Source organism: Stenotrophomonas rhizophila (assembly GCF_007667275.1).
Taxonomy (GTDB): domain Bacteria; phylum Pseudomonadota; class Gammaproteobacteria; order Xanthomonadales; family Xanthomonadaceae; genus Stenotrophomonas; species Stenotrophomonas maltophilia_AE.
Genome location: NZ_VDQT01000001.1, coordinates 228,766 through 242,076, shown reverse-complemented (window position 1 = coordinate 242,076; position 13,311 = coordinate 228,766). Strand labels below are relative to the sequence as shown.

General features: G+C 69.8%; 11 protein-coding genes. All 11 read left to right on the top strand.

The window, feature by feature from the left end; translation table 11 throughout:
- Positions 1-7 precede the first annotated feature (7 nt).
- From FSZ13_RS01020 to FSZ13_RS00970, 11 genes are read left to right on the top strand one after another with little or no spacing between them, the layout of a single operon-like run.
- Complete coding sequence (locus FSZ13_RS01020; RefSeq protein WP_145477583.1) at positions 8-436, top strand: hypothetical protein; 429 nt, start codon at positions 8-10, stop codon at positions 434-436.
- A gap of 7 nt (positions 437-443) precedes the next feature.
- Positions 444-1,097 (top strand): hypothetical protein, encoded by a 654-nt coding sequence (locus tag FSZ13_RS01015; protein ID WP_145477582.1) that lies wholly within the window; start codon positions 444-446, stop codon positions 1,095-1,097.
- Between the two features lie 10 nt (positions 1,098-1,107).
- Entirely contained in the window at positions 1,108-1,431 is a 324-nt protein-coding gene (locus FSZ13_RS01010) for a LysM domain-containing protein (protein WP_145477581.1), read from the top strand.
- Between the two features lie 3 nt (positions 1,432-1,434).
- A complete protein-coding gene (locus FSZ13_RS01005) occupies positions 1,435-2,562 on the top strand; it encodes a hypothetical protein (RefSeq protein WP_145477580.1) in 1,128 nt (375 codons plus the stop codon).
- Complete coding sequence (locus tag FSZ13_RS01000) at positions 2,559-3,098, top strand: phage baseplate assembly protein V (protein WP_145477579.1); 540 nt, start codon at positions 2,559-2,561, stop codon at positions 3,096-3,098. The genes FSZ13_RS01005 and FSZ13_RS01000 overlap by 4 nt, the downstream gene beginning before the upstream one ends.
- An 11-nt stretch (positions 3,099-3,109) precedes the next feature.
- Positions 3,110-3,472: a hypothetical protein gene (locus FSZ13_RS00995; RefSeq protein WP_145477578.1), complete on the top strand. Its 363-nt coding sequence runs from the start codon at positions 3,110-3,112 to the stop codon at positions 3,470-3,472.
- 17 nt (positions 3,473-3,489) lie between these two features.
- Positions 3,490-3,852: a GPW/gp25 family protein gene (locus FSZ13_RS00990; RefSeq protein WP_145477577.1), complete on the top strand. Its 363-nt coding sequence runs from the start codon at positions 3,490-3,492 to the stop codon at positions 3,850-3,852.
- Positions 3,853-3,874: 22 nt separating this feature from the next.
- A complete protein-coding gene (locus FSZ13_RS00985) occupies positions 3,875-6,376 on the top strand; it encodes a putative baseplate assembly protein (RefSeq protein ID WP_145477576.1) in 2,502 nt (833 codons plus the stop codon).
- Positions 6,373-9,537: a putative baseplate assembly protein gene (locus tag FSZ13_RS00980; RefSeq protein WP_145477575.1), complete on the top strand. Its 3,165-nt coding sequence runs from the start codon at positions 6,373-6,375 to the stop codon at positions 9,535-9,537. The genes FSZ13_RS00985 and FSZ13_RS00980 overlap by 4 nt, the downstream gene beginning before the upstream one ends.
- Positions 9,538-9,545: 8 nt before the next feature.
- Positions 9,546-11,732: a hypothetical protein gene (locus tag FSZ13_RS00975; protein ID WP_145477574.1), complete on the top strand. Its 2,187-nt coding sequence runs from the start codon at positions 9,546-9,548 to the stop codon at positions 11,730-11,732.
- Between the two features lie 19 nt (positions 11,733-11,751).
- Complete coding sequence (locus tag FSZ13_RS00970) at positions 11,752-13,287, top strand: DUF6519 domain-containing protein (RefSeq protein ID WP_145477573.1); 1,536 nt, start codon at positions 11,752-11,754, stop codon at positions 13,285-13,287.
- Positions 13,288-13,311 lie beyond the last annotated feature (24 nt).

Sequence of the window (13,311 nt, the reverse complement as noted above, 5' to 3'; positions counted from 1 at the left end):
CACGGACATGACCGACGCCTTCCACGCCTTCAAATTTCATTCGCGCGAAGATTTCCAGATCTGGCTTGCCAGCGATGTCGAGGTGCGCGACGAACTCTACGCGATGATGCCCGATGACCCGGGCCGCGACATGGCATCGCTGGACGCGGTCGAAGCGTTCCTGCTGGGGCGCTTCGCCAACCCGGACGCGGCCCTGTCGCTGGAGCACCGCGCCGTGCTGGACGCCGTGGCCCGCCATATCGGCCTGGTGATGGTGCTCGCACTGGGCGAAGCGTCCTGGGATATCGACCTGGATGATCCGGACAACGTGTACTACCGCCTGCCTATCGTTCGGATGGAGGACGGTTCGGAGGAATGCCCGCTGAGCATGGCCACCGCTGCCCTGGACCGCCGCCAGCCCGGCTACCTGCGCGGCGTGGCCGAGAGCTACGAGTGAGAGTGACATGAGCGGCTATACGCGCACCCCGAAGCTGGTGAAAGGTGGCCTGGCCCTGCTGGATCCGCTGGCCGGCAACGTGCTGCGCATCGTGTCGCTGCAGTACAACCCGGACACCCTCACCCGCACCTTGCAGGTGCGCGGAGCCGGCGCCGAACAGGGCGACCGCAGCGAAGCGCTGCGCCTGAAGGGGCCGGCCGTGGAAACGATCAAGCTGGAAGCCGAAATCGACGCCACCGACGCGCTGGAGTCCGGGCGTGGCCCCAGCGTGGTGCTGGGCCTGCACCCGCAGCTGGCGGCGCTCGAAGCGCTGGTGCAGCCGACCAGCGCCGCCCTGCGCAGCGCCGACGCGGTGGCGTCGACCGGCTCGCTGGAGATCGCGCCGGCCATGGCGCCGCTGGCGGTGTTCGTGTTCGGGCCGCAGCGGATCGTGCCGGTACGGGTGACCGAACTGAGCATCACCGAAGAGGCCTTCGACACCCAGCTCAACCCGATCCGGGCCAAGGTCACGCTCGGCCTGCGCGTGCTCAGCGTCGACGACCTGGGCTTCGACAGCCGCGGCGGCGGGCTGTTCATGGGCTACCTGCAGGCACGCGAACGGCTGGCCGCGCAGGCGGTCCAGGGCGACTTCCGCGCGCTCGGCATTTCCGGAATCCATTGAGGACTTCGCCATGACCAACTATGACTTCCCCCCGACCAGCCGTTACCACGACGTCCCGATCACCACGTTGACCCTGCCCGACGGCACCGTGGTGCCGTACCTGCAGCGGCGCCTGCTGCCGGCGCTGGAACGCTTCACCCTGCTGCGCGAGCACGTGGTGGTCGAAGGCGAGCGGCCGGACCACATCGCGGCACGCGAACTGGGCGATCCGGAAGCGTTCTGGCGGTTGTGCGATGCCAACGGCGTGATGCATCCGGATGAACTCACCGACGAGGTGGGCGAACGCGTGCGCATCACCCTGCCCGACGGCGTGCCGCCGCCGGCGCGGGAGTGAGCCATGCTGCAGGGCGTGCACCTTACGCTGATGATCGGGCCGGCCGTGCCGGTCCCGGCGACGCGCGCCGTGGTCGAGGCGTTGCAGAGCGTGGAAGTGACCAGCGGCCGCGACCGCGCCGGCTTCCAGCTGACCTTCGCCGTGGGCAAGGAATCCAGCCTGCTCACCACCCTGCTTCCGGCCGGTTATTTCGACCCGCTGGTCACCCGGGTCATCGTGATGGTCACGCTGGGCGGCATGCCGCACGTGCTGATGGACGGCATGGTGACCCGCCAGGACCTGTCGCCAAGCAATGATCCGGGCCAGTCCACGCTCACCGTGACCGGCGATGACCTCAGCGCGGCGATGGACCTGATCGAGCTGGCCCTGCCCTACCCCAACATGTCCGACACGGTGCAGGCCTACGCGGTGCTGGCGAAGTACGCGTTCCTGGGCGTGGCGCCGATCGTGATCCCCGGCTTCATCCCGACCCAGCCGATCATGACCGAACGCATCGAGTCGCAGAACGGCACCGACCTGACCCACCTGCGGCGCATTGCCCAGGACAACGGGTTTGTCTTCTACGTGGAACCCGGCCCGTTGCCCGGGCAGAGCATCGCCTACCTGGGCCCGGACATCCGCATTCCGGTGCCGCAGCCAGCGCTGAACGTGAACATGGATGCGAACACCAATGTGGAGTCGCTGAGCTTCTCGCTGGACGGCCTGGCCAAGGAGAACATGCTGGTCACCGTCTACGATCCGGCCACCGGCCGGGTGCCCATTCCGTTGCCGGTGCCGGCGGTGAGCATCTTCCAGCCGCCGCTGGGCGCGCGACCGATCGCGCCGCTGCGCCTGGCCATGTTCCGCGAATCCGGTGGCGACGACACCCTTTCCACCGCCAAGAAGGTGCTGGGCCGGCTGCTCAAGGGCTCGACGAATGCCATTACCGCCTCCGGCTCGCTGGACGTGCTGCGCTACGGCCATGTGCTGCGCTCGCGGATGCTGGTGGGCGTGCGCGGCGCCAGCCTGGCCTACGACGGCCTGTACTACGTTGATAGCGTGACCCACAAACTCAAGCGCGGCGAATACAAGCAGAGCTTCCAGCTCAGCCGCGATGGCCTGATTTCGCTGACCCCGAAGGTGCCGGTATGAGCCAATCGAATCGCAACGGACAGTTTCCCGGCATCTACCGCGGCACGGTCACCAGCAACGCCGACCCCTACTTCCGCGGCCGCCTGCTGCTGTCCATTGCCGACGTCGCCTCGTTCGTACCCACCACCTGGGCCGAACCGTGCACGCCGCTGTCCGGGCCACCGGGACCGGGCATGGGCATCTATGCGGTGCCACCGCCGGGCGCCGGGGTGTGGGTGATGTTCGAACAGGGCAACGCGAACAAACCGGTGTGGCTGGGCGGCCGCTTCGACCTGCCGAGCGATGCCCCGGCGATGGCCAAGCTGGGCAACCCGGCCGATCCGAACATCGTCATCCAGACCCTGCTGCAGAACATGGTGATGGTCAGCGACATGCCGCCCACACCGCTCACCGGCGGCATCGTGCTCAAGAGCACCACCGGGGCGATGCTGGTGGTGAACGACAGCGGCATCTACATCGACAACGGCAAGGGCGCGTCGATCTATCTCGTCGGCCCCGCCATCACCTTCAACAAGGTCGCGATGACCATTACCTGAGGACGGCCGCCATGCCGGGTTTCCTGCTCCACGCCAATGCCGCGATGACCTGCCAGCACGCCGCCGGCCAGGCCAAGGTCGTGCCCGGCCAGGCCCGCGTGCTGGTCAGCGGGCAGCCGGTGGCGGTGATTCCGCCGGGCGCGCCGACCATTGCGGTGCTGCCCGGGTGTCCGTTCACTGTGCCGCCCAGCAAGCCGCAGCCGTGCGTAACCGTGCGCTGGTCGATGCCGAGCACGCGGGTGAAGGTGATGGGGTTGCCGGTGATGCTGGCACCGGCCCCGGGCCCGGGGCCGGGCATCTGCCAGAGCGCCGAACAGATTCCGCAGGGTGCGCCGATCGTCGGCGCGATGCAGTCGCGCGTCAGCGCGATGTGACCGCCAGGAGCATGCCGATGAGCGTTCATCTCGACTTCCCCTTCCACGTTGATGGCCGCGGCCGCAGCGCCGCTGTCGGCCTCGACGGCTACGTGCGCGACCTGATCGAACAACTGGTGTTCACCCAGGCGGGCGAGCGCGTCAACCGGCCGGAGTTCGGCAGCGGCCTGCTGCAGCTGGTATTCGCCGGCAACAGTCCTGAGCTGGCGGCGACCGTGCAGTTCACCCTGCAGGCCGCGTTGCAGCGTTGGTTGCAGGAGGTCGTCGAGCTGCGCGCCCTGGAGGTCACCGCCGACGACGCCGCGCTGCGCGTGCGGGTGGCTTACCGCGTGCTGCGGACCGGCGAAGACGCTGTTGCCGATTTCGAACACGACCTGTAGGGCCGCGACCAGGAGCCATGCCATGCACCTTTCCTGCCTTACCGATCCACGCCGCCAGGCCGTCCGTAATTTCCAGGGACGGGTCGGGCTGGATTTCGTGGAAGTCTCCGATGACCAGCTCACGCTCCATGTGACCTTCCTCGGCAAGCTGCCGCCTGAACTGCGCGAGGACGGCCCGGACCTGCCACGCCACCTGCGCGTGGAAGGCGGGCGCAGCGACCGCCCGCTGGCCATCCTCGATGTGGATCCGCACGTGGGCGACGGCCCCGACCGCGATGACTGGCTGATCGTCCGGCTGGACCGGCGTGGCGACCACGGCAGCTACCGCCTGCACCTGCAGGACGTGGCCGGGCTCGATCCGATGTACGCCAGCATCCCGTTCTCGTTCAAGGTCGGCTGCCCCGCCGATCTAGACTGCGCCAGCGCCGCGCCCTGCGTTGAAGCAGCCCCGGCCGAGCCGTCGCTGCCCTACCTGGCCAAGGACTACGCCAGCTTCAAGCGCCTGATCGAAGACCGCCTGGCGCTGATCTCACCGGACTGGCAGCCGCGCTGCGTGCCCGACCTCGGCATCACCCTGACCGAGCTGCTGGCCTACGTAGGCGACTACCTCAGCTACTACCAGGACGCGGTGGCGACCGAGGCCTACCTCGGTACCGCGCGCCAGCGCATTTCAGTGCGCCGGCATGCCCGCCTGGTGGACTACCGCCTGCACGAAGGCTGCAACGCACGCGCCTGGGTCGCGCTGGAAACCGGCAGCGACGTCGAGCTGGCCGCCGCCGACCTCGCCTTCCTCAGCGGCATTGCCAGCGATGCGCCGCTGCCAACGGTGCTGGACGACGAACGCATGGCGGGCCTGGCCGAACCGGCGCTGGCGGTGTTCGAGCCGGTGGGCGATGCCGGCGCCCGCGTACGCCTGCGCGCCGCGCACAACCGTATCGGCCTCTACGACTGGGGCCGCGAGGACTGCTGCCTGCACCGCGGTGCCACCACGGCTGTGCTGCGCGACGCGTGGGCCGATGCCGAAGGCCAGGCGCGCGTGCTCGACCTGCGCGTGGGCGACGTGCTGATCCTGCGCGAGGTGGTCGGTGCACGCAGCGGCTTGGCCGCCGACGCCGATCCGCTGCGGGTGTGGGCAGTGCGCGTGGTCACGGTCACGCCGGACGAAGACAGCCTGTTTCCCGTAGGGCCGGATGATCCACGACCGACGCCGCTGCTGCGGATCGATTGGCATGCCGGCGACGCGCTGCCGTTCCCGCTGTGCCTGTCCGCGCTCGGCCCGGCGCCAAACTGCGCCCGCCTGCGCGACGTGTCGATGGTGTTCGCCAACGTGGTGCTGGTCGATCATGGCCGCAGCACCGGCCCGGAAGACCTGGGCACGGTGCCGGAGGTCGAGGGTGCCGCCGGCTGCGCCTGCGAAGGCGTGCCCGCCGACCGCGAGGTGAGCGCTGCGCGCGTCAGCTGGCGCCTGGCGCAGTCGCCACTGACCCACTGCCACCGCGCACCCGCACCGGGCGACCCCGCCAGTGCCGGTGCCGGTGGCGATCCGCGCGATGCGCGGCCGGCGCTGGACGTCAGCGACAGCGACAACGAACACTGGTCACCGGTTTACGACCTGCTCGGCAGCCAGGGCAATGACCGGCATGTCGTCGCCGAGATCGACAACGACGGCCGTGCCCGGCTGCGCTTCGGCGACGGCAGCCTGGGCCAGGCCCCGCGCGCCGGCCTGGCGATGCGGGCGTGGTACCGGGTCGGTAACGGTGCTGCAGGCAATGTCGGCGCCGGCAGCATCAACCGCCTGCATGTGCGCGGCCAGCACCTGAGTAGCCTTGATCTGCGCGTCGGCAACCCGATGCCAGCGCAGGGAGGCGTCGACCCGGAACCGTTGGCGCAGGCACGGTTGCTTGCGCCCTCGGCGCTCCGCACCGACCTGCAGCGCGCCATCGTGGCCGACGACTATGCGCGCATCGCCGGGCGCGAGCCGCGCCTGCAGGGCGCTGCGGCCGAGCTTGTGTGGACCGGCAGCTGGTACGAGGCCGACGTCGCACTCGATCCGATTGGCCAGGTGCCAGCGTCGGCAGCGCTGGTTGGCCAGGTCCAGGCTGCGCTTGAACACGCACGCCGCATGGGCCACGACCTGCACGTGGAGACCGCGATCTACGTGCCGCTGGACCTGGCGCTGGAGGTGTGCGCGCTGCCCGGACACGAGCGTGGCGCGGTCAAGGCAGCGTTGCTGGATCGGTTCAGCGCCGGCTGCCGCCGCGACGGCCAGCCCGGCTGGTTCCATCCCGACCGCCTGCAGTTCGGCCAGAGCATGCGCGTCAGCGCGTTGGTGGCCGAAGCCATGTCGGTGCCCGGGGTGGAGTGTGCGCGGGTCACCCGCCTGCAGCGCATGTACGAGCCGCCCAACCGCGAACTCGACGATGGCGTGCTGGTCCTGAAGCGGAATGAGATAGCACGCCTGGACGGCGACGCCGCACAACCCGGAAACGGACGGCTGTCGATCAGCGTGGGAGGTGGACGATGAGCGCACACGACTGCCACTGCGGTGGCGCGGACTGCGGCTGCTGCAGCGGCGTTACCACGATGACGCCGGTGCAGATGTCGCCACGCCCGGCCCTGCCCGCCCTGCCCTGCCGGGTCGGTACCCATGGGCGATTCCTGGCCAGCATGAAGGCACGCCTGCCCGGCATGGAAGTGCTGGCGTCCGGCGCCGACGGCCAGACGCTGGTGAGCCATCGGCCGCTGCAGGCGCTGAGCACGCGCGACCCGGCCGATCCCGCGCTGGCGCTGCTGGATGCGTGGGCGTGTGTCGGCGACGTGCTCACCTTCTACCAGGAGCGTATTGCCAACGAAGGCTACCTGAGCACGGCGGTGCAGCGCCGCTCGCTGGTGGAACTTGCGAACCTGGTGGGCTACCAGCCACGTGCCGGCGTATCGGCCAGCGTGCACCTGGCCTACACCGTCGATACGCAGCAGGCCGAGCCCGTGGACATCCCGGTCGGCACCCGCGCGCAGTCGATTCCCGGCCCGGACGAACTGCCGCAGATGTTCGAAACCGACGAGCCGTTGCAGGCGCGCCGGGAGTGGAATGACCTGGGCATCCGCCGCCAGCGACCGCAGCGTATCGACGCCGACAGCCTGCCTGCGCTGAACGAGCTGTACGTGGAGGGCGTGGACAGCCAAGTCCAGGTGGGTGACCTGCTGCTGTTCGAGTTCGCGAAGAGCGCCATCCGCTACCAGGCCCGCCGTGTGCTGGCGGTGGTGATCGATTTCGACGCCCAACGCACCCTGCTGCGGCTGCAGCCTCTGGGTACGCTGGTGCCGCAGGCGCTGCCGTTGCTGCAGCAACTGGCGTTCGACCTGCAGCGCCTGCTGGACAACGGCCAGGGCGATGCACGCGCCCTGCGTAACGTGACGCGGCTGCGCGATGGCCTCTACCTGGGCGCCGAGGCCTGGCCGCTGGCCGAATGGAGCGAACAACTCCAGCACGGGGTTGAAGGCGAGTCGCGCGACGTCATCGCAACATTCGGCGATGCGCTGGGCACCCTGGAACTCCCGCGCAGCGGCACCGTCACCTCCACGCCTGATGACGCGGCCGAGGCCCTGCTGGTGCCGCCCCAGGTGCAGGCGGCCAACCGCCTTCGCCTGCGTCGCGACCTTGGCGCCGCCTTCGCGCGCGGTGCCGACCTGCAACCGCAGTTGATCACGGCCTTCGCGCCGCGCCTGAAGGACGCCTACTACGCCGCCTGGCGCGGTTCCGACGCCGGCGCCGAACCGGCTGCGCTGCAGGCGGTGTACCTGCTCGGTGCCGGCCAGGCACTGTTCGGCGCCACTGCGGCGCACCCGGTGCCGGCATCGGATGGCGAGGGCCTGCCGTCGCTGCAGAGCTGGCCGGACTGGCGCTATGCCGCGGACGAGACCAGCAGCAATGCCTTCCTTGCCAGCGCCGACCCGCTGCTGGCGGCCGGCGCACTGCTCCTGGTGTCGCGCGCGGGCGAAGACTTCGACGACCCGCCGCGCCTGGAGGTGCTGCGCGTGGCGCGCACGCGCAACGGGCCGCGCAGCGCCTACGGCCTGTCCGGGGATACCACGCGGATCGATGTCGGCGATGAAGACGGGCCAACCGAGTGGCGCGAGGTCGAGGGCGGCAAGGAGTCGCGCGCGCTCATCACGGAACTGCGCAGTACCTGGCTGTACCCGCAGCGGCGCGTGCTGGTGCTGGCCGAAGCGCCGATCCTGGACGAGGTCTACGGCGACACCCTGGAACTGGCGCCCCTGCACGAGCAGCTGGGGTCCGGGCGCTGGGTGGTGGTGGAAGGGGAACGCAGCGACATCGCCGGCGTGCGCGGGGTGCATTCGGCCGAGCTGATGATGGTCGCCGGCCTGCGCCACGGCCAGGACCCGACCCTGCCCGGCGACCGTCCGCACACCACCCTGCAGCTGGCCACGCCGCTGGCCTGTCGCTACTACCGGGCCAGCGTGCGCCTGCGCGGCAACGTGGTTGCCGCCAGCCATGGTGAAACGCGGCGCGAAGTACTGGGCAGCAGCGACGCGCGCCGCCCGTTGCAGCGGTTCGACCTGCGCCAGCCGCCGCTGACCTGGCGCCCGGCGCCCACCGCGTTGGGCGCCACCAGCACGCTGAAGGTGTACGTGAATGATGTGGCGTGGACCGAAGCGCCGAGCCTGGCAATGCTTGGCCCGGACGACCGTGCGTTCGTTACCACCACCGACGGCGCCGGGGGCACGGGGGTGGTGTTCGGCGACGGCGAACACGGCCTGCGCCCGCCCAGTGGCTTTGAGAACCTGCGCGCCGAATACCGCAACGGCATCGGCAAGGGCGGCAACGTGCGCCCGGGCCAGGTCGCGCTGATGGTCACCCGCCCGCTGGGCCTCAAGGACGTGGTCAACCCACTGCGCGCCTCGGGCGGCGCCGACCGGGAGACCGACGCACTGATCCGCGAGAACGCGCCACGCTCGGTCATCGCGCTCGACCGCCTGGTCTCGGTGTCGGACTACGCCGACTTCACCCGTATGTTCGCCGGCATCGCCAAGGCCGATGCACGCCGCTTGGCCGACGTGGCAGGCGCGTTCGTGCAGGTGACCTACGCAGGTGTCGACGACATGCCGATCGACATCGATTCGGACCTGCATCGCAACCTGGCCAAGGCGCTGCGTTCGCTGGGCGACGCAGGGCTGCCGGTACGCCTGGTCTGGCGCGAGCGCATCGCACTGGTCCTGCAGGCGAACCTGCGGCTGTTGCCGGGTTACCGCTGGGAGCCGGTGGCTACCGCGGTGCGCGAGCGGCTGCTGGTGCGGTTTGGTTTCGATGCGCGGGCGCTGGGCCAGCCGGCGCTGCTGTGCGAGGCGATCGCGGCGATGCAGTCGGTTCCCGGGGTCGACTGGGTCGATGTGGACAGCTTCGGCGGCATCACCGATACCGAGCTCGACCCGCAGAGCGGCCAGCCGCGCCTGGTGAGCCAGGCGCAGATCACCGCACAGGTGCAGAAGATCCTGCATGGCGACGACCCCGGCAAATCGCTGCAGGGCGGCGGCACGCTGCAGCGGCCACCGCCCCGCGTGGACGCGCGACCGGGCCGCATGGAAAACGGCGTGGCGCGGCCCGCGCAGATCGCCTGTTTCATGCCGTCCGTCGCCGACACCCTGATCCTCAACCCCGACTCGTGAGTGCCGACATGGACCTGCCATCGCTGCACACGCTTCCCCGCGAAGACCGCCTGTACCGGCTGCTGCCCGCAGTGCACCGTATCCGTGACGCCGAACAGGGCTACCCGCTGCAGGCGCTGCTGCGGGTGATCGCCGAGCAGGTGAACCTGGTCGAGGACGACATTTCGCGCCTGTACGACAACTGGTTCATTGAAACCGCGGCGGATTGGGCCGTGCCCTACCTCGCCGACCTGCTCGGCTACCAGCCGGTAGAGGCGCCGCTGGGCGAAGGCGGCGACCCGGCGCTGGAGCGGGTCCGCGTGCCCCGACGCGAGATCGCGCATCTGATCGCGCAGCGGCGTCGCAAGGGCACGGTTTCACTGCTGGAAGACCTGGCGTTCGACGTCAGCGGCTGGCCGGCGCGCGCGCAGGAGCACTTCCGCCTGCTTGACCGCGCCCAGCACCTCAATCACCTGCATGCCGACCGCCTCGGCACGGCAGACCTGCGCAACCTGTCCGCGCTGGACCGCTGCGGTGGGCCGTTCGACACGTTGGCCCACAGCGCCGACCTGCGTCGCATCGCGTCGCGCCATCGCGGGGGCTGGTACAACATCCCCAGTGTTGGCGTGCATGTCTGGCGCATGCGCAGCTACCCGGTCACGCGTACCCCGGCCTACTGCGTGGAGGAAGCCGGCGCGCACTGTTTCACCTTCAGCGTGCTGGGCCAGGATGCGCCGCTGTACCGCAGGCCGCGGCCGGAGCCGGACGCCTTCCACCAGGCCGACGAACAGAACCTGCCGCTGCCGCTGCGCCGCCGCGACCTGCGCGACCACCTGCGCGAGGACTATGGGGTCGATGCCAGCCTGGCGGTCTGGGCCGAGCAGTGGGCCAACCAGGACGGCAGCGCACCGGTGCCGATGGATGCGATCGTGGTGGCCGACCTGGGCGGCTGGCGCTACCGGCCGCGGCGCGGCACGGTTGCGGTGGACCCGCAGCGCGGACGGCTGATGTTTCCGCCCGACCAGGTGCCGAAGAAGGGCGTGCGGGTCAGCTATCACTATGGCTTCGCAGCGGATATCGGCGGCGGCGAGTATCCGCGTCCTGCACGTCGGCCGGCGGAATCCTTCACGCTGTATCGCGTCGGCCAGGGTGGCGCCTCGTCATTGCCCCGCCTTGGCGACGCGCTACGCAGGTGGGAAGAGGAAATGCCCGACCACGCAGTGATCGAGCTGATGCACAGCGGCGTGTGGGTCGAACCGGTGCACGTGCGCCTTCGTCCCGGGCAGTCGCTGACGCTGCGCGCCGCCGCCGGCGCGCGGCCGGTCATCCGCCTGATCGATTGGCAGACCGACCTGCCGGATGCGCTGAGCGTGGAGCTGGACGCCGGGAGCCGCTTCACGCTGGAGGGCATCCTGCTTGCCGGGCGACCGATGCAGGTGAGCGCAGCGCAGGACCCGCAGACCACCCACTGCGGAACCGCCGTGGTGATCCGCCATTGCACGCTGGTGCCGGGTTGGGGGATCGGCTGCGACTGCGGCCCGGAGCGCGCTTCGGAGCCCAGCCTGGAACTGCTCGGCGTGCAGGCACACGTGCAGATCGAGCACAGTATTGTGGGTTCCATCCACGTGCGTCAGGACGAAGCGGGTTCCGATCCGATCACGCTGGTCATCAACGACAGCATCGTCGATGCGGCTGGCAGCGGCGACGCCATCGGGGCATTGGATGCGGCGGTGGCCCATGTGCGCCTTACCCTGCGCGACAGCACGGTGTTCGGGCAGGTACAGGTGCATGCGATGGCGCTGGTGGAGAACACCCTGTTCGATGACTGCCTGAACGTGGCGCGGCGGCAGATCGGGTGCGTGCGCTACAGCCACATTCCCTGCCACTGCCGCTCGCCGCGACGCTACCGCTGCCAGCCCGACGAGGTGACCGCGGCGGTACGCGCGCGGCATCTGCCGGAAGCGATCGGGAAGACGTTGGTCACGGCCGAACGCCAGCGCGTGCAGCCGCGCTTCCAGTCCCGCCGCTACGGCCTTCCGGGGTACGCGCGGCTCACCCCCGACACCGCGCAGGAGATCCGTCGCGGGGCCGATGACGGCTCGGAAATGGGCGTTTACCACGATCTCCATGAACCCCAGCGCGAAGCCAACCTGCGCGCGCGCCTGGACCAACATACACCGGCCGGCATGACCGTCGGGCTCCTGTTCGCGGACTGAATCCAAAAAGGAACACCCCATGAAAGGCGACTTCTCGCGGGACAGCTTCGACCCCCGCCACCACTTCAGCCAGGTCCTGCTGCAGCAGGGACGCGTCACCCTGGACGCGGATCCGAACGAACAGGGTGCCATCCTCCTGCACTACCTGCGCACGATGGCACTGGATCTGTTCGGACCCTACGCCGCGCCCGCTGGCAGCCCTGGCTTTGGCCTGGCCCTGGTCGACAACGGCGGCCTGGGCCTGCAGATCAGTGCGGGGCGCTACTACGTGCAGGGCATCCTTTGCGAAAGCGACGGGTGCGACTACCTGAGTCAGCCGCACTACACCCCGTCTGAAGGAAAGGACGGGCCGATCGACCCGCTGCGCCGCTGGCTGGGCAACGCCAGCCGCGACGACGCGCGGTTCTGGGTGTACCTCAAGGTCTGGGAGCGTCACGTAACCAGCACCGAAATGCCGCAGCTTCGTGAAGTCGCGCTGGGCGGCCCGGACACGTCCAGCCGTGCGCAGGTGGTGTGGCAGGTGCGCGCGCTCGATCTGGCCGACGTGGATAAGCGCCTGCAGGGCCGGATCGAGGCCTTGAAGACGCGCATCGAGCAGGCCGGGGACGACGATGAGCGGGCGCGGCTGCAGGAACGGCTGGAGGCGCTGCAGGCACAGCTTGATCTGCTGCGCGAAAGCCCGGAGCAGGCATGCGCGGTGCCGTTGCATCTCTTTGAGCGCGATGCAGAGCCGGCCATGACGCTGCGCCTGCAACCGCCCGAGCGCCTGGACGATCCCTGCGTAACCGATCCTGACGTCGCCTACCGCGGCACCGAGAACCATCTCTACCGCGTGGAAATCCATCGCGGCAGCGACAGCGGCGCACCGACCTTCAAGTGGTCACGCGACAACGGCAGCGTGCTGACGCGTTGGGTCTCCGGGGGCGGCAAGCGCCTGCGCGTGGGCAGTACGCGTGGCTTCACGGACGCGCAGTGGGTGGAACTCAGCGACGAGAACGATGATCTGGAGGGCCGCCCGGGCCCGCTGTGCCGACTGGCCAGCGTGGAAGGCGATGAACTGGTGTTGGCGACGGACGCGCCGCGGCAGGCGAGCGCGACCAGCAAGGTACGACGCTGGGACCAGCAGGCGCGCGGCGATGTGAGCCTGGACGATGGCGCGGTTCCGTTGCAGCCTGCGTCCGGCGTTGGGGAAGACTGGATCGACCTGGAGGATGGCCTGCAGGTGCGCTTCGACCCGGACGGCGAGTACCACTGCGGCGACTACTGGCAGGTGGCGGTACGCACGACCGGGGAGACCGGTTGGCCGCTTGATGCCGAGGGCGAGCCTGCGGCAGAGCCACCGCGCGGCATCCGCCACGCCCATGCCCCGCTCGGTTTCGTCGGCATGACGGCAACCGGTGCGCCCGGGGTGCTGGCCCCGTGCACCTGCCTGGTCACCCCGGCCAGCAGCTGCGCGGTGACCGCCGATCCGCGGATCGGGGCCATCACCAGGAAGACGGGCGGGACTGTCGCGGCGGGTGCGGGCAAGACGCCGCGCAAGCGGAAAGGTGGGTGACCGAGTCTGTCGCCCACCGGCTCC